At 35.1% G+C, this 26,129-nt stretch carries 26 protein-coding genes and 1 tRNA gene; 18 read left to right on the top strand and 9 right to left on the bottom strand.

Going from position 1 to position 26,129, the window contains the following annotated elements:
- Positions 1 to 78 precede the first annotated feature (78 nt).
- The 4 genes from FFS26_RS12000 to FFS26_RS11985 form a co-directional block, all read right to left on the bottom strand.
- Positions 79 to 597 carry a hypothetical protein gene (locus FFS26_RS12000; protein WP_228406541.1) on the bottom strand — a complete coding sequence of 173 codons (519 nt, stop codon included), beginning with the start codon at positions 595 to 597 and terminating at the stop codon, positions 79 to 81.
- The gene (locus tag FFS26_RS11995) at positions 575 to 1,054 is read right to left on the bottom strand and encodes a hypothetical protein (RefSeq protein WP_110010856.1); all 480 of its coding nucleotides are present in this window, start codon (positions 1,052 to 1,054) and stop codon (positions 575 to 577) included. Before FFS26_RS11995 ends, FFS26_RS12000 begins: the two co-directional genes overlap by 23 nt.
- A 135-nt stretch (positions 1,055 to 1,189) precedes the next feature.
- The gene (locus FFS26_RS11990; RefSeq protein ID WP_137905129.1) at positions 1,190 to 1,723 is read right to left on the bottom strand and encodes a DUF4303 domain-containing protein; all 534 of its coding nucleotides are present in this window, start codon (positions 1,721 to 1,723) and stop codon (positions 1,190 to 1,192) included.
- Between the two features lie 179 nt (positions 1,724 to 1,902).
- Entirely contained in the window at positions 1,903 to 2,223 is a 321-nt protein-coding gene (locus FFS26_RS11985; RefSeq protein WP_110010854.1) for an import component protein, read from the bottom strand.
- 238 nt (positions 2,224 to 2,461) lie between these two features.
- On the opposite strand from FFS26_RS11985, the gene FFS26_RS11980 reads away from it, so the two are divergent.
- The 11 genes from FFS26_RS11980 to gwsS all read left to right on the top strand — a co-directional run bounded on the left by FFS26_RS11980 (position 2,462) and on the right by gwsS (position 13,108).
- Complete coding sequence (locus FFS26_RS11980; protein WP_110010853.1) at positions 2,462 to 4,312, top strand: helix-turn-helix transcriptional regulator; 1,851 nt, start codon at positions 2,462 to 2,464, stop codon at positions 4,310 to 4,312.
- Between the two features lie 615 nt (positions 4,313 to 4,927).
- A complete protein-coding gene (locus tag FFS26_RS11975; RefSeq protein ID WP_110010852.1) occupies positions 4,928 to 5,137 on the top strand; it encodes a TIGR04139 family peptide modification target in 210 nt (69 codons plus the stop codon).
- Between the two features lie 136 nt (positions 5,138 to 5,273).
- A complete protein-coding gene (locus FFS26_RS11970; protein WP_137905128.1) occupies positions 5,274 to 6,065 on the top strand; it encodes a hypothetical protein in 792 nt (263 codons plus the stop codon).
- The gene (gene gwsG, locus FFS26_RS11965) at positions 6,062 to 6,964 is read left to right on the top strand and encodes a grasp-with-spasm system ATP-grasp peptide maturase (RefSeq protein ID WP_110010850.1); all 903 of its coding nucleotides are present in this window, start codon (positions 6,062 to 6,064) and stop codon (positions 6,962 to 6,964) included. Before FFS26_RS11970 ends, gwsG (FFS26_RS11965) begins: the two co-directional genes overlap by 4 nt.
- A 392-nt stretch (positions 6,965 to 7,356) precedes the next feature.
- On the top strand, positions 7,357 to 7,542 hold the full coding sequence (locus FFS26_RS11960) for a TIGR04139 family peptide modification target (protein WP_110010848.1): 186 nt from the start codon (positions 7,357 to 7,359) through the stop codon (positions 7,540 to 7,542).
- Positions 7,543 to 7,657: 115 nt separating this feature from the next.
- Positions 7,658 to 8,506: a hypothetical protein gene (locus FFS26_RS11955; RefSeq protein ID WP_228406540.1), complete on the top strand. Its 849-nt coding sequence runs from the start codon at positions 7,658 to 7,660 to the stop codon at positions 8,504 to 8,506.
- Positions 8,503 to 9,408, top strand: a complete 906-nt coding sequence (gene gwsG / locus FFS26_RS11950; RefSeq protein WP_110010846.1) for a grasp-with-spasm system ATP-grasp peptide maturase — start codon at positions 8,503 to 8,505, stop codon at positions 9,406 to 9,408. The genes FFS26_RS11955 and gwsG (FFS26_RS11950) overlap by 4 nt, the downstream gene beginning before the upstream one ends.
- A gap of 347 nt (positions 9,409 to 9,755) precedes the next feature.
- Positions 9,756 to 9,968, top strand: coding sequence for a TIGR04139 family peptide modification target (locus tag FFS26_RS11945; protein ID WP_110010845.1), 213 nt, complete (start codon positions 9,756 to 9,758; stop codon positions 9,966 to 9,968).
- A 101-nt stretch (positions 9,969 to 10,069) separates the two neighbouring features.
- Complete coding sequence (locus tag FFS26_RS11940) at positions 10,070 to 10,966, top strand: hypothetical protein (protein ID WP_110010844.1); 897 nt, start codon at positions 10,070 to 10,072, stop codon at positions 10,964 to 10,966.
- A complete protein-coding gene (gene gwsG, locus FFS26_RS11935) occupies positions 10,963 to 11,865 on the top strand; it encodes a grasp-with-spasm system ATP-grasp peptide maturase (protein WP_110010843.1) in 903 nt (300 codons plus the stop codon). The genes FFS26_RS11940 and gwsG (FFS26_RS11935) overlap by 4 nt, the downstream gene beginning before the upstream one ends.
- A gap of 172 nt (positions 11,866 to 12,037) precedes the next feature.
- Positions 12,038 to 13,108 carry a grasp-with-spasm system SPASM domain peptide maturase gene (gene gwsS, locus FFS26_RS11930; protein ID WP_110010841.1) on the top strand — a complete coding sequence of 357 codons (1,071 nt, stop codon included), beginning with the start codon at positions 12,038 to 12,040 and terminating at the stop codon, positions 13,106 to 13,108.
- Positions 13,109 to 13,192: 84 nt separating this feature from the next.
- Here the strand turns inward: gwsS and FFS26_RS11925 are convergent, their stop codons facing one another.
- From FFS26_RS11925 to FFS26_RS11915, 3 genes are all read right to left on the bottom strand, one after another.
- Positions 13,193 to 13,570, bottom strand: a complete 378-nt coding sequence (locus FFS26_RS11925; RefSeq protein ID WP_110010840.1) for a hypothetical protein — start codon at positions 13,568 to 13,570, stop codon at positions 13,193 to 13,195.
- A gap of 69 nt (positions 13,571 to 13,639) precedes the next feature.
- Entirely contained in the window at positions 13,640 to 14,110 is a 471-nt protein-coding gene (locus FFS26_RS11920) for an Lrp/AsnC family transcriptional regulator (RefSeq protein WP_002984446.1), read from the bottom strand.
- Positions 14,111 to 14,244: 134 nt separating this feature from the next.
- The gene (locus FFS26_RS11915) at positions 14,245 to 19,035 is read right to left on the bottom strand and encodes a translocation/assembly module TamB (RefSeq protein ID WP_137905127.1); all 4,791 of its coding nucleotides are present in this window, start codon (positions 19,033 to 19,035) and stop codon (positions 14,245 to 14,247) included.
- Between the two features lie 4 nt (positions 19,036 to 19,039).
- Between FFS26_RS11915 and tsaD the strand changes: the two genes are divergently transcribed.
- The 3 genes from tsaD to FFS26_RS11900 are packed head-to-tail and all read left to right on the top strand — an operon-like array spanning position 19,040 to position 21,140.
- Positions 19,040 to 20,056: a tRNA (adenosine(37)-N6)-threonylcarbamoyltransferase complex transferase subunit TsaD gene (gene tsaD, locus FFS26_RS11910; protein ID WP_137905126.1), complete on the top strand. Its 1,017-nt coding sequence runs from the start codon at positions 19,040 to 19,042 to the stop codon at positions 20,054 to 20,056.
- Positions 20,053 to 20,448 carry a hypothetical protein gene (locus FFS26_RS11905; RefSeq protein WP_137905125.1) on the top strand — a complete coding sequence of 132 codons (396 nt, stop codon included), beginning with the start codon at positions 20,053 to 20,055 and terminating at the stop codon, positions 20,446 to 20,448. The genes tsaD and FFS26_RS11905 overlap by 4 nt, the downstream gene beginning before the upstream one ends.
- Positions 20,445 to 21,140, top strand: a complete 696-nt coding sequence (locus tag FFS26_RS11900; protein ID WP_137905124.1) for an RsmE family RNA methyltransferase — start codon at positions 20,445 to 20,447, stop codon at positions 21,138 to 21,140. The genes FFS26_RS11905 and FFS26_RS11900 overlap by 4 nt, the downstream gene beginning before the upstream one ends.
- A gap of 47 nt (positions 21,141 to 21,187) precedes the next feature.
- On the opposite strand, the gene FFS26_RS11895 is transcribed toward FFS26_RS11900, so the two are convergent.
- Entirely contained in the window at positions 21,188 to 21,868 is a 681-nt protein-coding gene (locus FFS26_RS11895; RefSeq protein WP_110010835.1) for a TrmH family RNA methyltransferase, read from the bottom strand.
- Between the two features lie 162 nt (positions 21,869 to 22,030).
- On the opposite strand from FFS26_RS11895, the gene FFS26_RS11890 reads away from it, so the two are divergent.
- From FFS26_RS11890 to FFS26_RS11875, 4 genes are all read left to right on the top strand, one after another.
- Complete coding sequence (locus FFS26_RS11890; protein ID WP_110010834.1) at positions 22,031 to 23,047, top strand: asparaginase; 1,017 nt, start codon at positions 22,031 to 22,033, stop codon at positions 23,045 to 23,047.
- A 55-nt stretch (positions 23,048 to 23,102) separates the two neighbouring features.
- A tRNA-Ser gene (locus tag FFS26_RS11885) sits at positions 23,103 to 23,189 on the top strand.
- A gap of 187 nt (positions 23,190 to 23,376) precedes the next feature.
- Entirely contained in the window at positions 23,377 to 23,793 is a 417-nt protein-coding gene (locus tag FFS26_RS11880; RefSeq protein ID WP_047428034.1) for a hypothetical protein, read from the top strand.
- 406 nt (positions 23,794 to 24,199) lie between these two features.
- The gene (locus FFS26_RS11875; RefSeq protein WP_171006295.1) at positions 24,200 to 24,994 is read left to right on the top strand and encodes a DUF2490 domain-containing protein; all 795 of its coding nucleotides are present in this window, start codon (positions 24,200 to 24,202) and stop codon (positions 24,992 to 24,994) included.
- A gap of 121 nt (positions 24,995 to 25,115) precedes the next feature.
- Here the strand turns inward: FFS26_RS11875 and FFS26_RS11870 are convergent, their stop codons facing one another.
- Positions 25,116 to 25,811 (bottom strand): hypothetical protein, encoded by a 696-nt coding sequence (locus FFS26_RS11870; RefSeq protein ID WP_110010832.1) that lies wholly within the window; start codon positions 25,809 to 25,811, stop codon positions 25,116 to 25,118.
- Positions 25,812 to 26,129: the final 318 nt, after the last annotated feature.

Here is a 26,129-nt window from a genome sequence, read left to right as displayed (position 1 = left end):
TTGAATTTCCGCCACCCCTCCAGCGGAGGGGAATGGTTATACACCCACTCTTCATTGTATTAGTTTTTACCCTGATTATTATTGTTCCGGTTGATTCAAAGGAATTCCAACAGCGATGAGAACAGGACATAATATTTCTTTGATGTATTCATCTTCTCTTCTTTCAGAAGCTTTAGATCCGGAAAAGTAATTGCTGATTCTGTAGTTTTTTACAAACTGATTTCTTTTCTTTCCGATGGAATAGTAATACCCACCTCTTTCATCGTTAATAAAATAGGTCATTTCATCAAAGTTCATCAGCTTTTTGGAAAGTAACAGTTTTCTGTAAATACACTTTTCTGATTTATCAAAAATATATTTCACAGGAATTATGAAAAGAAGGTCAAACAGGAAATAAATCATATAAATAGCCCATAACCCCATTGCTATTTTAAACTGGTCGCCAGACATCTTATCCCTAAAATAATACACAATAACAGGAAGTGCAATCACTCCCAATCCCAGCCACCATACCAGAGTGCGCAGGAAACTGTAATTCGGCATAAAGCTTATTTCACTTCCGTTTTCTTCAAATCTATAGCGGTCTCTGATATCCATTCTCAGGATTATTTAGATTCATTATATCTTCCGTCTCATTCACCATTTTCTGGATTCCTTTCTGAGTAAGAGCCTGACCTATGGTAAGCTGCTTTTCTTTTCCATCTACTTCAAAATACATAGACAGCATTACATTTGTGGTGATAAAACCCATATATTTTGTGGCCAAAACATGAAAATTTCTGAAATTCTCTATGGGATAGGTTTTTACCGGAACAAAAATGGAGTGTTTTCCGGTAATCGTTTTCCGGTCCATATCAATAACGAATTTCTTGGTAAAGAAATTGATCATAATAAGTACTACTACAGCAATAATAACATAACTGAAAGTTCTTACGCTATTAAAGAGTAATGCTGCTACAATCAGGAAAATAATACAGAGCACGGATACAAATACCGGCTGGTTTTTAAAAATATATTGGTTTCCTTCCTGTTTATAAAATTGGTAGTTGTTCATAAGTAATGTAATTGTTCTTTGTATTTTGGATGAGATTCTTCTGTTATTATTACTGTATAAGAGGGCTTCTGAGACAATTATTTTTATCGGGCTTCATAGGTATATATTTAAAGTGTTTTTTTATGCATCATATTTTTAATTGCCCCAGGCAGCCATCCAGTTCAGATATTCAATTTTGTATTCATTATCGTTAAGTCTGACGATAAGATCTTTTAGCTTTTCCTTCTCAAACTCATAGTCTGAGACTGTGAAAATCAGGAAAATCTCTTTGCCCGTGATCTTTGTGAAAAAGTTCTCTTTTTTAAGTTTTTCCAGCACTTCGATACAGGTAGAGTACAACTTCATCTGAAAACCTTCAAACCAATGACCATCGTCATCATGTTTAGTAAGCTCTGCCCTCAATTGGGTACAGATCTCATCAAATTCTTTATTGGCTCCTTCCATTTCATAGGTCCATTCTGCCGGTTCATATTTATAATAAAGAGCATCTTCGTCATCCGTATTCTCCATAGATTTCAATGTATTGGCAGCAGGGCAAATCGTCATTGCTCCCTCATCACTGTACAAAGCAAAACTGTAAATACCTTCTGCTCCATGCTTTTCATACACTTCTAAAAAAGCTTTCCTTGCAGCGTCTTCAATTTGCTGTTTCAAAATTTCAAAATCCATACTTCCTTTCTTTTTTAAAATGGGCGTTAAAATTACCTTTATCCTGTCAAATCAGCACATTATATTCGTTATAAGACCAGCCAGTTTCATGATTATAGCTATCCTATTTTTACCATTTTTTGGCTGTCTGATTTTATTATTTTCAAAATGGTCTTTTTTACCCTGTTAATCATCAGATATTATCTAATGAAAGAAAACTTATCTTCAAACATTTTTCCGATCAAGGGTAAAGGTTTTTCAACATCGTTGGCTGCATTAATAATCCCGATAATCATTAACACCAAAGGAATCAAACCTAATATTCCCAGAATTCCGATTTTAGTAACCATCAATACAATATTGAGAATGACAGATAAAAAAATAGAAAAAAGAATTAATCCCAATGATTGTTTCAGATGGTATTTTAAAAGGCTGTTCGACTTTTCTTTTCCGATAAAGAAGGATATCAGCCATCCGAAAAGCGTAATGTAAGAAACAATTGATAAGGTTTTGTTGTCCATAGCTGTAAAATTTTTAATTAATACTCTTTGATTTTTTCTGGCCCAAAATTGCAGAAGAAAAAGATCTCAGGCTTCTTTTCAGCAACTACAAAACATCTTCAATGCTGATTACAGATGACTACAAAATGTCTACAAAAACAATTAAACAACTAATATCCAACAAATTAAAATCGAAACATAGTTCTACTTTTTCAGACAGGAAATTGACAGGTGTCTACAATTTTTGTACTTTCACCTTATGAAATTAAAGTACTTACTTTTATACTGTATACTTTTTATCTGCACTTTATATCCCGCACAGAATACATTTATTGATGGTCTTAAGAACCAGTTGAATGAAGGTCATATTTCTACCGCAGAAAAATTCAGAATTTACAATGAACTTACCGAATATTACAGAGTCAGCGATCAATATGCTACAGCTGAGAAATATGTTCAGCAGCAAATTGATCTTGCTAAAAAAGAAAATGATTATGCTGAAGAAGTAAAAGCGCTTACTCAAAAGGGAATCATCAAGCTTAATCAGTCTGAATATGATAAGATTCCACCTATTCTGGATGCTGCAAATACAATTGTTCAAAAGAGTCATAACAAAACGGCTGAATTATATGCCAGCTATCTGAATATCTATTATAGAAATGCACTTGGCGAACTTGAAAGTACAATCAGGCTTGTTCAGAAAGTTCTTCCCACCGTTGAAAAACAACCTTCTGAAATCTTATTAAATGCAAAGCTCAATTATCTCCTGTATGGAATTTATACGGAATGGAACGATGCTGACAATGCCACCAGATATGCCAAAAAATCCATAGAGCTTGCTGAAAAGGCGGGAAACAAAAATTTACTCAGCTCTACCTATTCAGCGCTGGCTGTCTGCTACTCCTTTCAATATGAGAAAAGCGAAAACTTAAAAGATCTGAAACCCGTCATAGAGATGTGTAAGAAAGCTGTTGGCCTGTACCATCAATTTCCCGGTCATGTCTCAGCCCATGTGCATGCAATGGCATTGCTGAATCTTACCAACTATTATCTGAGCTATCCGGTTATGACTCCCGAAATCCGTAAGGAAATTCAGAATAATGCCCACGAAATCCTATCCCTTACACAGCACACCACTCTTAATCAGAGTATGCAGGCAGGTGCGCTTGGTATTTTAAGCAATCTCGCTTCACGGGATCAGAATGATGCTTTATCAGAGCAATACCTTTTGAAAGCTGAACAGATTCTGCTTACCCAGCAACCGGTTTATTATCACGTGATGATCAATGTGGTAAAAAACCTTGCAGAGCTTTATGCAAAACAGAAAAATTACCGGAAAGCTTATGAGTATGAGACAAAAGTAACAGAATACAGCAATCTTCTCTTTGATGAAGGCCAGGCTGAAACTGCAAAAAGATTGGAAGCTCAGTATCAATCGCAGAAAAAAGAATCTGAACTCAGATCTCTCACCGAAAAAACGGCCAGTCTGAAAAAGGAAAAACTTCTTTATATTATACTGGGAATCATAGGATTGATTGGAGCCTTCTTTATGTTCCGATCTTATCATTTTAAACTGCGATATTCTATAGAAAGGGAAAATAAGCTTGATACAGAAAAGCATGAAGCAGAGATGCAGGTCAAACTTCAGGAGGAAGAGCAGGCCAGATTAAGGGCAGAACAGGAACTACTTACCCTTCAGCAGCAAAAACTTCAAAGTGAGGTACTGGCGAGCCAGCTTCATATTCAGCATAAGAATGAGGTTCTGCAGCAGCTTCAGACCCAGCTTTCCGATACTGATATTAATATTCATCAGGTGGTAAAAGGAGAAAATCGGGTTGACAATGATTTTGAAAAAATCAGATTCACCATTCAGGAACTGCATCCTGATTTCTTCAAAAATATCAATGAAAAAGCTAAACAAAAACTTACTGCTCTGGATTTGAAATACTGTGCTTACCTCTATCTGGGAATGGACACCAAACAAATTGCCAACCTCCTCAATGTAGAACCCAAAAGTGTAAGAATGACCAAATACCGTCTGAAAAAGAAGTTCGGTCTGGATCATGATACCGCTTTAGAATCTTTTTTCCAGGGGGTGTTTTCTGAGTAACAATAAATATTTTACTTTATACTAAACTGAAAGCTTTTCATCTTGAGATTGAAAAGCTTTTTTTATACTTAAAATTCATTTGTTAATATCCAAAGTTTTAAAACCAGAGGTTTTTTATAAAAACTGAGGGGATACTTACGTGGTTTTTGGTGCTAAAAAAGTTGATTTTAAATAAAACAAATCACAAGAAGCATACAAATAGTACCCAAAACAAGTTATTCAACATCTTATTTCCAGGCTTACATCCCTTATTTTCTGGTATTGTACAATAGAAAATATTACCGTACAAACTATTGTTAGAGTCATTAGCTTTCTTTTTATAGCCGGTATGTAATTTATACTTTTTCGAATTTCAAATATTTCACCAAAGCCCAGCTCCCATTCAGAGTAAAATTTGCATTTGTACACAAAGCAAAATACAAATCATTTACACATTTTATCCCTATAAAGTGATCTAAATATTTATAGTTTTATCCCATCAACGTTGACAAAATGTATTCTTCAGATTGACAATACAAGTGTACAGTGTATAATAAATAGGAAGAATTATTCACCCAAAGTCAAGGGTTAATTTGACACAAATGATTTATATAAAAACAATTAAAAATTACACACATGAAAAAATTAAATGGAATGAAGAGAGACTTCTCTTCTTTGGAAAACAAAAAACTGAAAGATCTTAAATCAATTCAGGGAGGCAGCTATAATGTTAAATCTAATGTTCCCGCTGGAGAAGGCTGTGAAGAATACGACACCTATACAGCACCGGGAGGAACTTATATAGGCAGAATTACTGTATGTAGCCCAACAGCAACATTAAACTAATGAAGGAGGGGCAACCCTCCTTTTTTTCCTTTCAAAGTTACCATATAAATAACGTCCTTACAGGCTTATGAAACCATATACGTATTATATTCTTTTAATTATTTTAGTTTCTTTCTTATCATGCAAAAACAGGAAATTGAACTACATTACATATTACAGCAAAGTGAATGAAGTTGACAGTATTTACAGAATGGCTAATCAACCTGAAAAAGCGATAAGAAAATTCAAAAGATTGTTTCAGAAGTATGAACCCAAAAATCAGGAGCTTACTGAAGAATATAAAAATTATATTCAACTTGCAGATCATTATCATAAAGATTTTGGTGGAAAGAAAAGTCTATACAAACTTATTACACTGGCCGCTCCCTATGGTAATGACTATAAAAAACTTTACCCGCTCTGCAGGAAATATGGGATAGACAGTCTGGAAGTCGATCAAAAAGTAGCAGATTGGAAAAAAAACCTGAATAAAAGGCTTGTGGACTCCTTTACTATAGCCATGATCCGTGACCAGGATGGAAGACCGGATAATATACCTCTTGTATACAGGAATATTGAAAAAAATGCAGACCTTTTTTTCTGGACATTTGAACATTATGGATTTCCTGATGGGCAAAAAATAGGAAGATTAGGAAACAACGATGTTTTTATAGCCATGCCTACATTGCTAAGCCATATGATTGGCTCTAAAAAATATCCTGAATTCAGGAAAAGATTGTTCGAATATGTACAATCAGGCCATTGTTCTCCTCAGGAATATGCCTTAATGTCCGATACGTATGATTACTATAGAAATACTGCGGTACGATACAGCTTACGAAATAATAGTCAGGATTCTGTACGGATTAATCGTAACCGAAAAAGTATTGGCCTTCCCAGTATAAAACATTCATCTAAAATCAGAAAAGATAAAGTTAAGAAAAAATGATTCTCATCCTTTCCGCTAATCAGGAAACAACCACAAATGAAGTTATTAAATGGCTTAAAGCTTTAGGTAAGCCATTTATCCGTATCCATGAAGATGAAATTTTTGAAATAACAGCACATCAAAACAGAATCTTTTTGCAAAGCCAAAGAAATAGTTTTTATATTGAAGATATCAGCAGTGTCTGGTATCGCAGAGGAGGGTTACAATTTAGGAGAAAAGAATATAAGAATCCTTCCATTAATGCTCATATGAATGAAACTCAATATTGGCTTGAAGATTATGTAATAAAAATGCTTGAAATGAAAAAGCATATTAATAAACAAAGCAACAGCCATTTAAACAAGCTTCTGGTACTTGAAAAGGCTAAAAAAGTAGATTTGAAAGTCCCGAGCTATTACTTGGCAGAAAACACAGAGCAGCTAATTGTGAATAAAACCATTACGAAATCTATTGCTGAGAACATAATATTGAAATCAGTTGGTGGCTTTTCTGAAGGTATTTTGTATACTTCACTTGTTACAGAAAAGGAAAGGGAAAATTTCTTTATTACCTTTTTTCAGGAAATGATTGAAAAAGATTTTGAAGTGCGGGCCTTTTATCTTCATGGCAAAATCTGGGCTACTGCTATTTTTTCTCAAAATGATAAGAAGACTCAGCTTGATCATAGAAAATATAATCACGAAGTTCCGAATCGGAATGTTAGATATAATCTTCCAAGAGAGATTGAAGAAAAAATACATATCCTTATGCAGGAACTGGATATCAACTGTGGTTCACTTGATTTGATAAAAGCCAAAAATGATTTTTATTTCTTAGAAATCAACCCGGTTGGTCAGTTTTTAGGATTATCCGCAATTTGTAATTATGCACTTGAAAAAGAAATAGCAGAATATTTATGAAAAAGAAATTCAAAGAAAAAAATAAGTTACCTCTTACTCTGAAATATATAGAAAATTTCAGAAATGATTCAGCTGAGATACAAGATACCTATCAACAGAATTATGTTGTCTGTATACAATATCAAACTGACTTTTTAATGAGCATAAAACCTGTGAAACCTCTTGTTAGATTATTATGAAATGTTTTAGTATAAAAATATATGGTCTTACTAACCTATGAACTATTTCAACCTATTTGCCAATATCCTCATCACCAATGGAGCCACCAGAATTCTCATTTCGGATTACAATACAAGTGTACAGTGTATAATAAATAGGAAGAATTATTCACCCAAAGTCAAGGGTTAATTTGACACAAATGATTTATATAAAAACAATTAAAAATTACACACATGAAAAAATTAAATGGAATGAAGAGAGACTTCTCTTCTTTGGAAAACAAGAAAATGAAAAGTCTACAGGACATCAAAGGTGGAGAAGGAAGTGCTGTCAACTACGTCCCTACCAACCAGGGAGATTGTTATGATAAAGAAACGTGGATAGATCATGAACACAAATCAACCTTATTTGTCTGCTAAGATCAATAAAAAGTGTTAATATGTAATGTAAGGGAGGAACATAATTCCTCCCTTTACAAATAAGAGCATCATCAATCCAATAAATAATGGTTACCTAATGAAACAAAATTCAATTTTGATATACCTACTCATTATTATTTTCATTGCTCTTTCCTGTAAAAGCAATGATTATATTGTTTATTATAACAAAGTGAATGAAATTGATAGTCTATACCGGATAGCTAACCAACCCGAAAAAGCTATAAAGCAATACCGAAAGTTGTTCAAAAAATACACTCCTAAAAATCAGGAACGTATTAAAGAATATGAGACATATATTAAACTGGCAGATCAACATCAACAGAATTTCGGAGGAAGGAAAAGTTTATACAAGCTTATTCCTCTGATTGCTCCTTACGAAGGGTCATATGGAAGTTATTTCGGATTGTTTAAAAAGTATGGCATAGATAGCACCGAAGTAAAACAAAGAATTGCAGACTGGAAAAAAGGTTTAAATAAGCGACTGGTAGATTCTTTTAGCATTGCTTTTGTCCGTGATCAGGCGGAAGGCAGGAGAAACCCTCAGCTTATGGAAAAAAATGACAGAATAAATGCACAACTTTTGAAATGGACCTTTGAAAACTATGGCTATCCTTCAGTACAAAAAATAGGACTCATTGGAAATGACGGTGTGTTTATGCCCATGCATCCCTTGTTCAGCCATATGGTAGATGAAAAAGAATATCCATATTTCAAAGCAAAAATGCTGGAATATATAAAATCAGGAGACTGTATCCCAAAAGACTATGCCAATATGGTAGACCGTCACAATCTGCAAATAAGTAAAGAAGGAATCATATATGGTGTTTATCTAAGCTATGATGCTATTGTGGACACAATAAAAGCCAATCAGGAAAGAAAAAAAATAGGTATACCTAGTATTAAACATTCTTCTAAAATCACAAAAGATTACTTTAAAAAATGATTCTTATTATTTCCAACAACAATGAAAGAACCACTAATAAAATTATAAAATGGCTTCTTGAAATGGAAAAGGAATTCATCCGTATCCATGAAGATGAAATTTTTGAAATTACAGTGGAGAACAAAAAAATACTGTTAAGGAGTAGCAGAAGTTCTTTTTTTCTGGATGAGATCGCAAGTGTGTGGTACAGGAGAGGCAGATTAAAAATCAAACGCTTAAGGTATGAAAACCCTTCTGTAAATGCTCATATGAATGAAGTACAGCATTGGCTGGAAGATTATGTAAGAGCGATACTGGAGTCCAAAAAATATATCAACAAAGAAAGTAATAATGATGTTAATAAACTCCTGGTATTGGAAGAAGCTAAAAAAATAGGTTTAAAAATTCCGGAATATTTTCTGGCAGATAATACTGATCAGGTTTCCCTGGATAGGACTATTATAAAAACCATTGGCGGAAATCCTATTTTGGATGACATTGATAAAGATTTAAATGGTATCATGTATACCTCAACGGTACACAAAAGAGAGAAAGCAAAGTTCTTCATTACATTCTTTCAGGATAAGATTGATAAAGAATTTGAAATCAGAACATTTTATCTCAATGGAAAATGCTATTCGATGGCTATTTTTTCTCAAAATGATAAACAAACCCAAACAGATTTCAGAAAATATAATTTAGAAAAACCCAATAGAAATGTTCCTTATAAATTAACATTTGACATTGAAGAAAAAATACACCTTCTGATGCAGGCATTAGATCTTAATTGCGGATCATTAGATTTTATCAAAGGAAAAGATGGTGAATTTTATTTTTTAGAAGTCAATACTATTGGGCAGTTTCTGGGATTGTCTCATACCTGTAACTATTCATTGGACAAAGAAATAGCAGATTATTTATGAAAATTAAAGTTAAGGAAAAAAATAAGCTTCCGCTTACCTTCAAACATATAGAGCCGTTCAATGATCAGAAACTTAAAAAGCCTAATGATGTCGTCTATGTTTTAGAGTGCAAAAAATATCAGACCAATTATTATATAAGAGAAAGACCTATCAAATCATTGAATCGGCTACTATGAAACACTTCAATTATTCTCAAACATCCTCATCATCAAGGGAACTACCAGAATTCTCATTTCGGATTACAATACAAGTGTACAGTGTATAATAAACAGGAAGAATTATTCACCCAAAGTCAAGGGTTAATTTGACACAAATGATTTATATAAAAACAATTAAAAATTACACACATGAAAAAATTAAATGGAATGAAGAGAGATTTCTCTTCTTTGGAAAACAAGAAATTGAAAAACCTGCAAAACATTCACGGGGGAGATGATACAGCAAGAACTTCAGAGCCTAGTCAATGTGGCAATAATTGTTCTGATACAGCTTATTACAAAGATGGTGTTAAGACAATGACTTTAACGATTGAAGGTCCTAGTACAACCACTCCTTATTAACAGGAAGTAAAATCAACAGGACTGTATAATCAATCTACAGTCCTGTCTTTATAAGTTACTTCCAAATTAATAAATCCTTCTGCTCCCAATAATAATGCAATATGAAACAAAATCAAAATATTCATTTAAAATATATAAGCTATTTGATTCTTTGTTTATTCTCTAGTTCCTGCAAAAATCGAAATTATATTCAATATTATAATAAAGTAAACGAGATTGATAGTACCTACAGGATAGGAAAACAACCTGAAAAAGCTGTAGGCTTATATAAGAAATTGTTTAGAAGATATCACCCTTTGAATCAGGAACGTATTGAAGAATATGAAACCTACATCAGACTTGCCGACAAATACCATAAAAAATTCGGAGGAAAAAAAAGTCTTTACAAACTAATTCCTTTAGTAGCTCCTTATTGGAGATATAAAAAACAAGATGTGCATTTCATCAAACTTTATAAGAAATATAATATTGATAGTCTTAAAATAGAAAAACAAGTCGCAAAATGGGAAAAAAGTCTTGATAGAAAATTGGTGGATTCCTTTACTGTTGCATTTAAGCGCGACCAATATGGAGAACGAACAAACAAATTGGATATTTTTAAGAATGATAAAAAGAATGCTGAGCTTCTTAAATGGACATTTGAAAACCATGACTTCCCAACGATGCAAAAAATAGGTTTATGGAATGGAAATGTTTTTATGCCTATGGGGGTATTATTACTACATATGGCAGATTATGATGAATATTATACTTATTTCAAAACTAAAATATTACAATATGTAAAATCAGGTAAATGCAGACCTCGAGACTATGCTGCTATGATAGATCGAAATAACTTACATCACAAAGTCCCTTATACCTATGGAGTTTATCAGGGATATGAAAATATAAAAGATTCATCAAAAGTAAACCATAACCGAAAAGATATTGGACTTCCAAGTTTAGCATACCGAAATAAATTAGCAAAAGATTTAGCCGATAGTTTAAAAACCAAATGATACTGATTTTCTCAAATGATAATGACAGAACAGCGATTGAAGTTATGCGTTATCTCACTTCAATGAATAAAGACTTTATTCATATTCATGAAGATGAAGTTTTTGAAATAAAAATTATAAAAAAGAGATTTTTATTACAAAGTCAGAAAAATAGTTTTTTTCTTGATGATATTTATAGTGTGTGGTATAGAAGAGGTGGATTACAATTTAAACGTCTACAATACAATAATACCTCTATAAATATTCATATGAATGAAGCCCAACATTGGCTTGAAGACTATGTACTTCGTACTTTAGAATCTAAAAACCATGTGAATAAACAAACCAGAGCTCACATTAATAAGCTTTTAGTATTGGAGTATGCCCAAAAAACAGGTTTTGATGTACCCTTTTATTTCTTAGCTGAAACTACGGACGAAATCCCATTAAACCAAACAATTACAAAAGCAATTACGGGAAATGTAATATTAGATAATATATTTGATAACCAGAATGGTATCATGTATACAACTATAGTAAAGAAAATGGAGAGACAAAGTTTTTTCGTTTCTTTTTTCCAAGAGAAAATAGAAAAGGATTTCGAAATAAGGACATTTTATATCAATGGTGAATGCTTTTCAATGGCTATTTTTTCTCAAAATGATGAACAAACAAAAACTGATTTCAGAAAATATAACACAAAAAAGCCTAATAGGAACATACCATATAAACTTCCTCAGGATATTGAATTAAAAATTCATAAGCTTATGCAAATATTGGATCTAAATTGTGGTTCACTTGACTTTATTAAAAGTGATGATAAATATTATTTCTTAGAAATTAATCCTGTGGGACAATTTGCTAATGTAGATTATCATTGTAATTACCCCCTATTTAAAAAAATAGCAGATTATTTATGAAAATTAAAGTTAAAGAAAAAAACAAACTTCCGCTTACCTTCAAACATATAGAGCCGTTCAATGATCAAAAGCTTAAAAAGCCTAATGATGTCGTCTATGTTTTAGAGTGCAAAAAATATCAGACAAATTATTATATAAGAGAAAGACCTATCAAATCATTGAACCGGCTACTATGAAACACTTCAATTTATTCTCAAACATCCTTATCACCAAAGGAGCCACCAGAATTCTCATTTCAGATCTACAGAGAAATGTATCGGAACTGTATCCGCTGGAGTTGTATGAAATTATAGAAGAGCTGAAAAACAAATCCGTTGAAGACCTGATGACAAGTTATGATGAAGAATCCAGAGAAATTATTCAGGAATACATCAATCTTCTGTTGGAAAAAGAATATGGATTTATTACAAAGAATGATTGGGACAGAAATTTTCCTCCCCTTTCTTTTGAACATCATGAGCCCAGCGCTATCACCAATCTCTTTATTGAAATGGAAGATATCGGGATCATAAAGAAGATATATCCGTCAATAGAAAATCTTGGGATTAAGCATTTGGTTATTTACAGCTTGAAACCTTTACCCTTAAAAGATTGTATAGAAATTGATGAAATTTTTAAAACCTCAGTGTTGTCAGGAATAGAAATTTTCTCACCGTTTCACCAGGAAGTCAACCTATCTTTTATACAGGCTCTTCAAAAAAATACAGTCAGAATATACAGTCTTATTTTTTATAATTGTCCGAAGCCTCCTTTCAAAGCTAAAGATGAATACAGATTCTCGCTCCGTTTTCTGAAAGAAGACCTGAAAATATCTGCCTGTGGAAAAGTAGAACTCAAATACTTCAATACCAATATTACTAAAGTTATAGAAGCAGTGAACCACAATTCCTGCCTGTATAAAAAGATAGGTATCGATAGAAAAGGTGACATCAAAAATTGTCCACTGATGAATGAAAGTTTTGGGAACGTTGATAACAAAAGTCTTGAAGAAGCTATCAATCAACCTGAATTCACAAAATACTGGAACCTCACCAAAGATCAAATTGAGATATGCAAAGACTGTGAGTTCCGTTATGTCTGCACAGACTGCAGGGCATATACTGAAAACACGTTAAAAAACAAAGAAGGCCTGAATATATCAAAACCTCTGAAATGTGGCTATAATCCTTATACAGGCATCTGGGATGACTGGTCAAAAAACCCTTTAAAACAAGAAATTTTTAATTCCCTGGTACTCAGATAATTTTTTTCATAATCCCTGTTAATTGAAAACCGCTTTTAAATTAGATTTAAAAGCGGTTTATTATCTTATCGTATTGATTAAATTTTATTTAAAAAACTTCCATTTTGGGATAATGGCAAGCATTCCGAATCCTGTAAACAGAAAAAGATTGGTGACATCCGTATACAAAAATGTAGACAGATAGTAATTGTGCATAAAGAAATGCAGCACCAGTAAAGCCGGAAACATAAAGATTCCTGCCTTTTTATAGAAGAACATCAGCACAAGCCCTATCATCATCAGGACATCAATAGAAAAAATCACATAGAAGTACCACCTCGGAATCTGAAGGTATTCATGCTGCAGATATTCATCCACATCAATACCAAGTCCCATAATAGTAAACAACATCAAGGCTGCAAATGCCAGTATAAATCCCCATCCTTTCTTTGGGTCTTCGTCAAAATAGCTGTATTCTTCCATACCTACAAAAATAAAGAACTTATGAGAGATTTCATAAGTTCTTTTATAATTATTCGTTTAAAATTTGACTTACACAGAGATTGCGTTGATCAGTCTGTTTTTGTCACTTAAGAATTCCTCCATAGAGATCATACTTTCAGTTCTCATTACATCCTGAATGTCGTCGATCTGGTAAATAATTCTTTTGGCATCATCAGTATTCTTAGCTCTTACTTTACAGAAAATATTATATTTTCCTGAAATAACGCTAGCCTCGATTACGTTAGGAATAGTTGACAATTCTTTCAATACTTCCTGAGTACGGTTTGATTTTGTCAAAAGGATACCTATGAAAGCTGTAAAGTGATAATCCAGCTTACCATAATCAATGTTAAGAGATGATCCCAAAATAATACCTGCATCTTCCATCTTTTTCACTCTTACGTGAATTGTTCCAGCAGAAACATCCATCTGCTTTGCAATTTCAGTAAAAGGCATTCTTGTGTTTTCTACTAAGAAATCAAGAATCTTCTTGTCTATTTCGTCCAGTTGATAGTTCATATTAGTTAAATTACAATTTCTTTAAAAAATCTATGTATTTTTTGCAAATTTACGAAAAATAATTTAACTAAAAAATATATATCAAATATTAACAATAATTAACACAGATGATAAAAATCATTAAAATATTCTAATTATTTACCATTCGATTTTATAGAATCTGTTTTTATTTCACCTTTTGAGTCTGAAGTTTTTTTGTCTTTTTTCTTCTTTTTAAACAAAGAATTGAAGCTTTTACTCCACACTACCCCTCCTCCATAAGCTTGATTAGCAGAACCGTTTGTACTCACCATTCCGATGTTTGTAGGCTTGGAATACGCACGTATCACCAATGAGCCATCATTCTTTTTAGACAGATCATATTCTACAGATCCTTCCGTGGAAAGATAATTGTTTTGTGCACCATCCGTTTTTGATAACGGAATACCCAAACCAGTCTTGATATTGACTCTCGGGGAAAGGGCTACACTTACTCCCGCATTGGCCCTGTCTCCATAATTCGAGTTCTGATCTCCTTTTACATAATTAAGGTCAATCTGAAATTCGTTACTCATCGTATTAAGAACAGATCCCAACTGCTTCAGAAGTATATTATATCCTGAGGATTCCGCTACATTTCCTACATTTACATCGAACCCACCTGTATTGGATACGTTAAAGGTACTCAATAGCAATACAGATCCGAACTGGAGAACCTTCTCTCCTTCCTGGCTCATTTTCGCAGCTAGTGTTTCTCTTACCTGACTGGATACATCCATTGCCGTCACATTAAGATCAATCTGAGGGTCTACCAACGACTGGGTGATATGGGCCTGCAGCAGAATACTGATAGGCTGCAGTTTCCCCATACTAAGATATTCTCCCGCATTGGAAACCATTCTGATGTAGTTGGCATTAATATCCAGCATCGGTTTCATCGCATCACCATCCCACCTTATACTGCTGTTTCTTTCGATCTGGAATGTTTTATTAAGAATGGCCTTAGAGACAAATGTTCCGTTATCTACTTTATAGGTACCGCTCATCGCTATATTCCCCTGTCTGTTCATATGGAATCTCAACGGATCGGCTGATCCTTTTACCGTTATATTTCCCACATCGTCTCCTACCAGCACATTTACGGTGGTTCCTTTATCTACCGCGAGATTGAAGTCAATATTCATATTGGCTCCTGTTTTCTTCTTTTCTTCAAGCGTAATCAGACCATCTTTTCCTTCTTTCAGGAACCTGAGCATTTTAAATTCTTCTACATTGGACGTTGAGCTGGAATTAAAGGTAAAGGTACTTCCGTTAAGCGCCTTCATATTTGGAGTGGTTATACTTAATCCGGATACAGGTCCGTCCACGTACAGATCTCCCTGTCCGTACACTCTTCCCCAGAACAGATCAAAATCTTTTTGCGTGGTATTCAGCATCAACAGGTTGTCTGCTCTCATTACGAGAGATACCCCCATGGAAGAAAGGGTTTCAAACTGAATCGCTCCGGAGATATTCCCTTTGGAATTGGTTCTTCCGTCGTGTACTTCAATATTATTGAGGATAGCAAGTCCTCTGGAAAGCTGAATCACAGTATCATCAAATGAATAATCTACCCCGGTAAACAATAGTTTTAATCCAAAATCTTTTAATGCAATATCTCCGCTATAATCAAGATTGTTAAGCTTTCCATTGATTTTAAGATCTCCTGTAGCTTTTCCTCGAAGATTTCCGAAAACCGTCTGCACAAACTGCTGGGTAAATGCAAGGTCAAAATCACGCATTTCCGCAGTAAGATCAATAATCGGGGAAGAAGTATTATTATTAACTGTTCCTGTAAGGTTAAGGCTGTTGTTTCCAAGTACGCCGGCAGAATGAACTTTCACATCAATATCATACACATTCAGCGAGAATCCATTGGTGGCAGAAATAGAGATATCTCCCATATCATCACCATTCATCTTAATATCATCAATGTTAAGATCTACCAGTGGCTGAAGTGTACTTTTATCCATTTTGATCTTAACGCTTCCGTTGGCAAGACCTTTAATATCCATAGTATTTCCTCCGGACTGCATTTCAAGAAGCTTCTCTACCGCAAAATCGTTGATGTCTGCATCTACATAAAAGTCTTTTGCTGACTTAAACTGTGCTTCCTTAATAAACAAAGCACTTTTATCGGAATATACCCTCAGATTCCTGATATCAAAATCTCCGGTTTTCTTTCTGTAGGTAATAGAGTGATTCAGTTCAGGACTTGTATCTATAGCCCAGGTAACTTCATTGAATTTTACCTCGGTAGGTTCAAACCTGAATACATAATCACCAGCTGCATCCGTAGACTGATCTACGTTGATGGCGTATTCCTTAAGCTTTTCGTTAAGCTCATCATCAGGACTTCCATGCTTGAACACGGTTGCTAAATGAAGTGTATTTCCATTTTCATTATTCCCTTTAAGCTCAAAATCTTTAATTACATTTTTATTATAAATGACCCTGTTGATTTTAGCATACAATTGCTGGTTAAGGTCACCTGTGTTAATTCTCACTTTAACACTATCCACCATTGCACTGTCTCTGCTGAGATTTTTTCGGTCATTAATTTTATAATCAGGATTTGAAGATGCCAGCGCCTGGTCAGCATCTGTAATCTCCTCTTCCTTGGTCATTATATATTTTAAAGATGCCGCATCAAGATTCAGGATCAGGTTGTTGGAATTCCCATCATATTCCCCTTCTACAAGAGCTCCCTGTGGTAATCTCAATTCGGGTAAGAAATAATTAACAAGGCCCTGCTGGACATCAAACTTCAACGCAAAATTCTGTCCACGGTATAATTTTCTTGGCGGCGGTCCTACTAATATTTTCCCTACTCCATTTTCTACCATTCCTGCAAGATCTGCAAGGTTATATTTTCCTGAGATTTTACCTGTCGCTGCTCCCGGAGCATCTACATCAATGACACGACCTCCTGCTTCAACAAACGTTTTTAACCTGGCATTCGGAATATTATATTTTTGAGTAGCTGAAGCAAAGTGAAGGTTATTGGCATTCACATCTAAAGTAAGATCGTTGATAGAAGACATGGCCATTTTCCCTTCAACCTGACCACTTACCACCTGAGTGCCGGGCTTGTTGGTAAAGTAATTCATGTTCAGGTAAGTAACGTCTGCATTAACGTCCATAGCAATCCTTGAAGTACTGAAATCGATCAATCCTTTGACTGTAGCTTTAGCCTGCTCATCATTAACAGTGATGAGTCCGTTATATTTTTTATGATCCAATAAACCATCCAGATACAGATTATTGATCGTTTTATCCATAATTTCAATACTGGCAATCTGAGATTTCGTAGTCAGACGCATGGTATTGACATCAAAACTTTGTCCGTTAAGATCAAATTTACCGGAAATTAAACCTACTGCTTTATTCTTTGTAATGACTGAGGTATTCAGATCTTTTACATCAAGATAACCGGAATATTTCGGCATAGCAGTACTGTAGCCAGTCAAGGTAAGTTTGGAAATTTTCGCCTGCCCGATTCCTGTCATTAAGTTACCATTATCCACATAAATCTGATCCGGATTCACTTTTGCGGTTCCGTTATATTTCAGTTTTCCGAAATCATCTGCAAAGTTCTTCATCTTTTTGGAGATGAATGAAGGCATCATGGCTTTTAAATCCTTGTAGGTAAAATCTGTGGAAAGATCTTTTGTTTCAATAGCAAAATTTCCTTTCAGCAGATTGTCAACCTTCATCGTTTTGGTAGCAATATTGACGTCAGGATTTCTGATCAGAAAGTTTTCCAGGTGAAATTTATTCAATGGCCCTGTCATTACCCCTGAAAGATTAAAAGGTTTAATATTATCCCAGTTGGTTACAAAATAACTGATATCATATCCGCTTAGCTGGCTTCCCTGTTTAATATTCATATCCCAGCGTACTTTGTCTGCAAAATCTGCCCAGGATCCGTCGTGTAGATTAAATTTGATATCTCCCTGAAGTAAGGTATAATCTGTATTCAGGGTAAGGTCTTTTAACGACAAAAACTGCTTCGTTAGAGACAGTTCTGTTGAAAAGGTATCCACAAAGTGAGATTTTCCCCACCTTGAAGTTACAAATGACATATTATTAATCAGCGCCGAAACATTCGGTCCGTTGACTTTTACGTTTGGTGCTTTTAAATTGAATTTTGTTGCGGTAAGCCATTTTCCCTGATCTCCGGGAGAATTTTCATTAACGATGGAAACCTTAGAATCAATAATCTGAATTCTGGAATTCAGTTGAAAAGGAGGTTTCTTGGGATCTCTTTTCTTACCATTGTCAAAGAGTTCTACAAACCTTACAAAATTGGATATACTGTCTCCTTTATAAGTAATAACTTTTACATCGGCATTCACAAGAGCCAGAGAGTTAAAACTTAAAGAATTGCTGTTTCCTGAGATGGCATTTACCGCCAGAGACATCCAGTCTGAGTCTGCACGAAATTCACGGGCTGTAATAAAATCAAAACCTTTATAATCTTTTACTTTTAAGCCTTTAATGGTTACATCACCGAAGTAATTGACATCTACACTTTCTGTAGAAAAATCAGATTTAAAATCGTTATTAACAAGCTTCAGAGCCTGATCAGCAGCCCATCTTTTCGTTACCGGCAGGTTGATGGCAATAAGAACTCCACCTACAAGGAAAATACCCAGCCAAAAGAGAATCAGGAGCAGTTTTGCCCACCAGGTATAGCTGGTAACATCCTTTACAGCCTGTTTCCCAAATTCTTCAGCTGTTTCTACAGGATGATGTATCGCATCCGAAGCAAGCTCAGAGGCTTCTTTTACTGTTTCCCTTACTTTTCCCTCTACATTTTCAACAGTTTTCTGTACCTGATCCCCTAGGTTTTCAGCTACTGATTTTTTATTCTCATTCTCGTTATTATTCTCTAACTTTGCCATTATTATGAGCGACTCTATAATTTTAGGTATTGAATCGTCCTGTGACGACACCTCAGCAGCTATCATCAAGGGAAATTCTATTCTTTCAAACATTGCCGCGAACCAGGCCATCCACAAAGAATATGGCGGCGTTGTCCCTGAATTGGCTTCACGAGCCCATCAGCAAAATATTATCCCCGTTGTTGAAAAATCTTTTTCTAAAGCAAATATACAACAAAATGCTATCTCTGCTATAGGATTTACTCGCGGACCGGGACTTTTAGGATCTCTTCTTGTAGGAACATCATTTGCTAAGTCTTTGGCGATGAGCCTGAATGTACCTTTGATTGAAGTAAATCACCTCCAAGCCCACATTCTGGCCCATTTCATCGAGGATGCAAATCCTGTGCCGCCTACCTTTCCTTTCTTATGCCTTACCGTAAGCGGCGGGCATACCATGATTGTATTGGTAAAAGACTATTTTGATATGGAAATCATCGGCAAAACTATAGATGACGCAGCAGGAGAAGCTTTTGACAAAATCGGAAAGATTTTTGACCTCGATTACCCCGCAGGCCCTATCATCGACAGGTTGGCCAAGGAAGGAAATCCTGATGCTTTTACATTCAACAAACCGAAGCTTGAAAACTACGATTATTCTTTCAGCGGTATTAAAACTTCCGTGTTGTATTTCATTCAGAAAGAAATCAGAAAAAACCCGGATTTCATCAAGGAAAACCTTAATGACCTTTGTGCTTCTGTACAAAAATCCATCATTGAAATCCTGATGAATAAACTTGAAAAAGCAGCTAAAGATCTCAATGTAAATCAGGTCGCTATTGCAGGAGGTGTATCTGCCAATTCCGCACTTAGAAAGGCAATGGAAGACAATAAAGAAAGACTGGGATGGAGTATTTATATTCCAAAATTCGAATATACTACAGATAATGCAGCCATGATTGCCATGGTAGCAAAACTGAAGTTTGAACGTGGAGAATTTACCGATCTGAGAACTTCCGCAACGGCAAAATACGATTTATGAAAATACTCTTGGAAGAAAAAGTACTGGGAACACATTCTAAAAAGAACTCAAAATATTACTGGGTATTAGAAACTATCACAGGAAGACATGAGGGCTCAGAAACTTTTTCAGAGTTTAACGGAGAAAGTTCTGAGACAGGATATATTCAGGATATCAAAGAAGAAGTTTTACAATTAATTAATTCTGAACATCTTTTTAGTTTTCCCTATACTCCAAAAGAAGGAGATTATTTATCCATCAAAAATAATTTGAGAAAACAGGAATATTTAAATCTGATTTTCATTAATAATGTATGGATAGAAGAAATATACATGTGTTCTTACCGGGAATGTGATACAGATATATATACAACCATCAAAACAGGAGTAGCATTTATAAACCAGGATATATGAAACTATTCTACGGAGACATCAACGGAAATAAAGTTATAATCAACGACGAAGAACAGCAGCATATTGTAAAAGTTCTTCGCATGAAAGATAATGAAACGATTCACGTGACGGATGGAAAGGGAAAACTGGCTTCCGGAAAACTGATTATAGAAGGTAAGAAAGCGGGGATTGAAATTTCTGAGATCAAAGAAAATCTGCCGGAATTCAATCCTCAACTTCATATTGCGATTGCACCCACCAAGAATATTGACAGAATTGAATTCTTTGTGGAAAAAGCGGTGGAAATGGGGATTTCAGAAATAAGCATTATTATCACTGAAAAAACGGAGCGTAAAAACATCAACATCGATAAAATCAGGAAACAGGCTGTTGCAGCATCCAAGCAGAGCCTGAGATTTCATTTTCCGGTTATCAATGATGCTGTAAAACTGACGGATTTTCTGAAAAATATTGATCCGGAGCATACCTTTGTAGCGCATTGCCATCAGAATCTGGAAAGAATTGATCTTAAAAATATTCCTCAGCTGAAGCAGCTTACTTTTTTAATAGGCCCCGAAGGTGATTTTTCTGAAAAGGAGATTGCATTTCTGGCAGAAAACAAAGTAAGAGCGGTTTCTCTAGGAAATCAAAGACTGAGAACGGAAACGGCGGGAGTTTTTGTGGCCGCATGGAATTATTACAATATGATATAAATACAAAACGAGAAGGCACAAAACCTTCTCATTTTTATTTCAGATTACTATTTCCAGTCAATATTATTTTCTCTCAGATATTTTTCAAAAATCTGCTGTCCGCTTCTGATTGAATTGACAGCCCAAAGGATTTTCATTCTGAGAAGCTTTTCCTCATTTAACTTATAATCAATATCAGACTTTATCAGTTTTTGCTTTAATTCATACATACAGATTGAAGCTGCGACGGAAACGTTAAAACTTCTCGTAAATCCATACATTGGAATAGCCAGTGTCTCGTCGGCAAAATCTAAAATTTCCTGGGAAACCCCTTCCATTTCAGTTCCGAAAACCAAAGCAATAGGTTCCGTCACTTCATATTCAGGCAGCATTTTAGCATTTTTTTCCAATGAAACAGCCACTATTTTATATCCTCTGTCTTTAATATTCTGAAAAGATTCCATATTTCTGGGAAGCTTTTCTACTTCAACCCACGTATCCGCCCCTTTTGTTACGCGAAGATTGGGTTCGAAGCTGTATTCTTCCTGCAATGCCACTACTTTATGGAAACCGCAGGCCTCCACAGAGCGTACAATTGCAGCTGCATTTCTGAACTGGTAGACATCTTCTACAACCGGAAGTACAAAGTCTGAACTTTCCTGCGAGAAATGTTCAATTTTCGTCAGTCTTTCTTCCGTTAAAAACTGCTTTAAATATTCAAAAGTTTGCGATAAATCACTCATCTGCATTTCGTTATTTTTTTCAATAGCCCCTATGAAACCTTTTCATTTCTCATCCTATTTTTATAAAATTTCATGATAAACGTTTCATTCATTTTCAAATCTTTGCAAATTAACGTAATTTTGACCTATGAACCCTAATCGGGCTACAATTCTTAATAAAATTAGTACATGAAGCGAAAAGTCCTGCTCATCTATACCGGTGGAACCATCGGAATGGAAAAAGATTATGAAACCGGAAGTCTCCGCGCCTTTGATTTTGGAAATATATTCGAAAAGATGCCTGAAATGAGGCTTATGGAATGCGAAGTCTTTGTTCATCCTTTTGCCAAACCGCTGGACTCTTCAGATATGGGACCTGAGGAATGGAGAGTGATCGCCAATTATATTCAAAAAAATTATAACGACTACGATGGTTTCCTGATTCTTCATGGAACGGATACCATGTCTTATACGGCATCTGCGCTTAGTTTCATGTTGAAAGGATTAAGAAAGCCTGTCATCATGACCGGCTCCCAGCTTCCGATTGGAGACCTGAGAACAGACGCCAAGGAAAACCTTCTGACCAGCCTTTATTATGCCAGCCTTTATGAAAATGACGAAGCAGTCATTCAGGAGGTTGCTATTTATTTTGAATACAAATTATTAAGAGGAAACAGAACGCTGAAATATTCCGCAGAATATTTTGATGCTTACGCAAGCCCGAATTATCCTATTCTCGGGCAATCAGGAGTTCATTTGAATATTATTAAAGATAATCTGTTCCGTTGTGATCCGACCGTAGAATTTCATGTGGATGAACATATTTCCGAAGATATTTTATTCTGGAGAATTTTTCCGGGAATGCATCTGAGTCACTTCAGGGAAATTCCTAAAATGAAGGTTCTTATTCTTCAGGTTTTTGGTTCGGGAACCATTTTCAGCAGTGCAAAAACGCAGGAAACGCTTCAGGAAATCCGGGATAACGGAACTGAAATTGTAGTGGTAAGCCAGTGTATTTCAGGAGGCATCTCATTCGGAAAGTATGAAAACAGTAATATTTTCTCCAGAATCGGAGCGATCAGCGGAAGAGACATGACAGCGGAAACAGCGATTACCAAAGCCATGCACTTAATAGATAACCCTAACTACTCCGGAAGCTTTGCTGATAATTTCACCAGAAGCCTCTGTGGAGAAATTACAGATTAATTTGTAAGAATAATTTGGATATTCCAGAAAATACACTATTTTTGCAATCTCAAAAAGAAAGGTGTCCGAGTGGTTGAAGGAGCTACCCTGGAAAGGTAGTATACGGGTAACTGTATCGAGGGTTCGAATCCCTTCCTTTCTGCAAGAAACCAAAGCCTGTGCTAATGAATAGCACAGGCTTTTTTATGATCAAGATTTCCGGATTATTTTACATGCATTCCTATAAGTATTTATACTCAGTTTAATAATTGGTCATTTATACGCTACTGCAGGTGCCTTGTTCTTCGTTACTTTGAAATACAATCTAACAAACTAAAAACCAAACCAAAATGACATCAACAAGTGTAAATGCAAATTCTTCAGGTCAGTTAGTACTTGGAAACGGAGCACAATTCTGGGTGTATCTTTCCCCACAAAACGATACCTCCAAAATGATTTCTACATGGCGTGTAACTTTTTCACAGGGAGACTGGAGCGACTTCATCTCAAGTGAAAATCCTACCAAACAGATTCAGACGCCCAATCTTTCCGGGATCTTTGAAATCAGAGTAGAATTATTAAGCGGTTCAACCGGTACATGGCGCCAGATTCCACCTCAGGCTGGAAGTCATAATGAAATAGGCTGTAATTCCAACTGTGCTTCTATGGTAGGAATTGTTGCAGACAGTACCAATCCGCCTATCGGAGCTATTAATGCCCATTTCTGGACAACATGGGATGCTATGTGCGGAGTAAGACAGAATTAACAGTAAATAAACCAGTCCATAAACCAATTTGCCACAGTATTTATATTGTGGCAATTTACTTTATATACCATACAAAATCAAACAATTATATAATAAAGCAATAAATACACAGTGCTTTTCCATAAATTACTAACAAGTTACTCACATTTTATCCACAATTAAAATATTATTGAAACATCCAGTTTTTCCATTAGAAGTCTTATTCCTAATTCTATCCTAAATCAGGTCTTTACTTTGTCTTGTTTTTAAACAGTATTACAAGATTTTGAATAAACACTCTATGAACAAAGCCTCTAATTTTGCTATCACGAAAGATTCTCTCTGCGTATCAACAGTATTCTCATCCGTCATATGGTTTCGCAGTTATTTAAAATTACCCCTAAAACAGGTATCCAAATTATTGAGCATGAAGAAATTTTTTGCAGCATTATTTTTAATGGGATGTATAGGAACATCGATCAAAGCGCAGATCAGTCCACCTGGATTAGGAGATGCCAACAATGCGTTCTGGGGAGCCTTCGGGGTGAAGCGACAACTTGATTCCCTGGGAAAAAAGCAAACTTTGAGCTATGTTGCCATCGGAAGAAAAAGCAGTCCGGATGATCATAATCTGTTTTCGAAGCAAGCGATCATTGTTTTAAATCATGAAGTTTACCATTCCTTTGCTCCACACCAGCAGTATAGTTATGCATTAAGTTACAGACGTCAACCACAATATGAAAATACGGCTCCTTATGCTATGGAAAATACGGAACAGGAATTCAGAATTTACGGAAGATATGCCTATAATTTTGATCTCGACTGCAAATGGAAACTTAAAAGTACCGTACGCCAGGAATTCAGGAAGTTTTTCGATGCAGACTTTCATAAAGTCGAAGAGGATTTTCAGTTGAGAACACGGATCAAGAATCAGCTCACCTATAATTTATCTCCAAAAAACAATCAGAAACTGGCCTTGAGTGCAGAAGCCCTGTTTTCTATAAGCCATCTCAATGAGCCGGATTCTGAATGGAATTCGTTTGGATATCGTGAAATGCGTATTGCGGCGTACTATATGTTTACAATTCCGAACTCTCCTTTTACTGTAGACATAGGATATATGGACGATCTGATCAGAGACAGCAGAAGTATTCATCATGGAGGCGTTCATTATCTGGCAGCCGACCTGGTATGGAATATTCCTTATAAAAAAAACAAGTAATACACATAAGCAAGTATTCATACAATTGCAATACAAAATCCCGATCATTACTGACCGGGATTTTTGGTTGAAAACATAAGTTTTCCGCAATATAATTAAGTATGAATGTTTGGTGTAAAATTTAGTTGCACAAAGTCAGAAACTGACGGCTCAGCTGCACATTGAATTTGGCTTCCGCTCTTGAGCGTGCATAAATAGTCTGTTTAAAAGCATGCACAGTTTTTAATTTCTGGTCTATAAACTCTGCAATCTGAACAACAGAAAAAAGAAAATCCCTGTATACTGCCATATTAACGGTCTGTCCATAATAGGGAAGATAAGCTTTTAAAAATGGAATGGCTTTCTGATGACGGTTGTAGCTGATACAATACCCTACTCCTTCCATTGAAGTAATAATACTGTAATTATTAATATAGTCCTGAATATTTTTACTGCCATCAAGAGCATGAGCATTTTTTGAACAGAATTTATTGATCTTATCCAGAATATGCTGGGCATACTCCATCATGGAAATATTTTTAAATTCAAATACCTGATTCATTCCATTGGATGGAGAAGTTTCACTATCACAATCAATACAGAAAGAGATTCCTATTTTTTCATGATAAGGAAAAAAGCAGTCTTTCACTTCAATGGAAGCATCCGGCTTTAGCATGTCATCTGCAAAGTTATAATACACATAGGGCCTGTAAAGCTCAGCAAGCGCTTCCAGATAATCTGTTTCGCTGGTATTATGATATTCTTCAAACCATTTTTCAAGGTTATCGTAATAATTACTTTCAAAGTCGTTAAAGTTTAAGTAAAATGGCAATTCCATAGCTCTGTAATTTTGATATGACAAAGCTATAGCCGTAATGCGACAAAACTTGACGTAATATATTTTTTTGTAAAAAGATTTTTGTCAATGGTCAATTTTTGCTTCGCAAAGTCAATCGTCAATCATAATTAAAGCTAAAGTTCGCAAGGTCTATTAATATACAGAATTTATCAGTTCGCAAAGGCACTCCGTTCAGCCAAAGACCTTAGTGTGTACATTGCTGAGTGAAACGCCTTCGCGATCGTTTTTTATAATAAAATATCGTAGTGGACTTTGTGTTAAAATCTATGTAAGTGTATCAAAAACTTGACGCAATAT

Origin of the sequence: Chryseobacterium sp. 2VB, assembly GCF_005503635.1 — a bacterium.
GTDB classification, from domain to species: Bacteria; Bacteroidota; Bacteroidia; order Flavobacteriales; family Weeksellaceae; genus Chryseobacterium; species Chryseobacterium cupriresistens.
Note: the sequence above shows the minus strand (reverse complement) of the source record. Positions and strands in the feature narration are given on the sequence as shown.

Bases quoted from the DNA above. Each gene is read 5' to 3' on its own strand.
- FFS26_RS12000 (WP_228406541.1), bottom strand. From the start codon at position 597: ATGGATATCAGAGACCGCTATAGATTTGAAGAAAACGGAAGTGAAATA.
- FFS26_RS11995 (WP_110010856.1), bottom strand. From the start codon at position 1,054: ATGAACAACTACCAATTTTATAAACAGGAAGGAAACCAATATATTTTT.
- FFS26_RS11990 (WP_137905129.1), bottom strand. From the start codon at position 1,723: ATGGATTTTGAAATTTTGAAACAGCAAATTGAAGACGCTGCAAGGAAA.
- FFS26_RS11985 (WP_110010854.1), bottom strand. From the start codon at position 2,223: ATGGACAACAAAACCTTATCAATTGTTTCTTACATTACGCTTTTCGGA.
- FFS26_RS11980 (WP_110010853.1), top strand. From the start codon at position 2,462: ATGAAATTAAAGTACTTACTTTTATACTGTATACTTTTTATCTGCACT.
- FFS26_RS11975 (WP_110010852.1), top strand. From the start codon at position 4,928: ATGAAAAAATTAAATGGAATGAAGAGAGACTTCTCTTCTTTGGAAAAC.
- gwsG (WP_110010850.1), top strand. From the start codon at position 6,062: ATGATTCTCATCCTTTCCGCTAATCAGGAAACAACCACAAATGAAGTT.
- FFS26_RS11960 (WP_110010848.1), top strand. From the start codon at position 7,357: ATGAAAAAATTAAATGGAATGAAGAGAGACTTCTCTTCTTTGGAAAAC.
- gwsG (WP_110010846.1), top strand. From the start codon at position 8,503: ATGATTCTTATTATTTCCAACAACAATGAAAGAACCACTAATAAAATT.
- FFS26_RS11945 (WP_110010845.1), top strand. From the start codon at position 9,756: ATGAAAAAATTAAATGGAATGAAGAGAGATTTCTCTTCTTTGGAAAAC.
- FFS26_RS11940 (WP_110010844.1), top strand. From the start codon at position 10,070: ATGAAACAAAATCAAAATATTCATTTAAAATATATAAGCTATTTGATT.
- gwsG (WP_110010843.1), top strand. From the start codon at position 10,963: ATGATACTGATTTTCTCAAATGATAATGACAGAACAGCGATTGAAGTT.
- gwsS (WP_110010841.1), top strand. From the start codon at position 12,038: ATGAAACACTTCAATTTATTCTCAAACATCCTTATCACCAAAGGAGCC.
- FFS26_RS11925 (WP_110010840.1), bottom strand. From the start codon at position 13,570: ATGGAAGAATACAGCTATTTTGACGAAGACCCAAAGAAAGGATGGGGA.
- FFS26_RS11920 (WP_002984446.1), bottom strand. From the start codon at position 14,110: ATGAACTATCAACTGGACGAAATAGACAAGAAGATTCTTGATTTCTTA.
- FFS26_RS11915 (WP_137905127.1), bottom strand. From the start codon at position 19,035: ATGGCAAAGTTAGAGAATAATAACGAGAATGAGAATAAAAAATCAGTA.
- tsaD (WP_137905126.1), top strand. From the start codon at position 19,040: ATGAGCGACTCTATAATTTTAGGTATTGAATCGTCCTGTGACGACACC.
- FFS26_RS11905 (WP_137905125.1), top strand. From the start codon at position 20,053: ATGAAAATACTCTTGGAAGAAAAAGTACTGGGAACACATTCTAAAAAG.
- FFS26_RS11900 (WP_137905124.1), top strand. From the start codon at position 20,445: ATGAAACTATTCTACGGAGACATCAACGGAAATAAAGTTATAATCAAC.
- FFS26_RS11895 (WP_110010835.1), bottom strand. From the start codon at position 21,868: ATGCAGATGAGTGATTTATCGCAAACTTTTGAATATTTAAAGCAGTTT.
- FFS26_RS11890 (WP_110010834.1), top strand. From the start codon at position 22,031: ATGAAGCGAAAAGTCCTGCTCATCTATACCGGTGGAACCATCGGAATG.
- FFS26_RS11880 (WP_047428034.1), top strand. From the start codon at position 23,377: ATGACATCAACAAGTGTAAATGCAAATTCTTCAGGTCAGTTAGTACTT.
- FFS26_RS11875 (WP_171006295.1), top strand. From the start codon at position 24,200: ATGAAGAAATTTTTTGCAGCATTATTTTTAATGGGATGTATAGGAACA.
- FFS26_RS11870 (WP_110010832.1), bottom strand. From the start codon at position 25,811: ATGGAATTGCCATTTTACTTAAACTTTAACGACTTTGAAAGTAATTAT.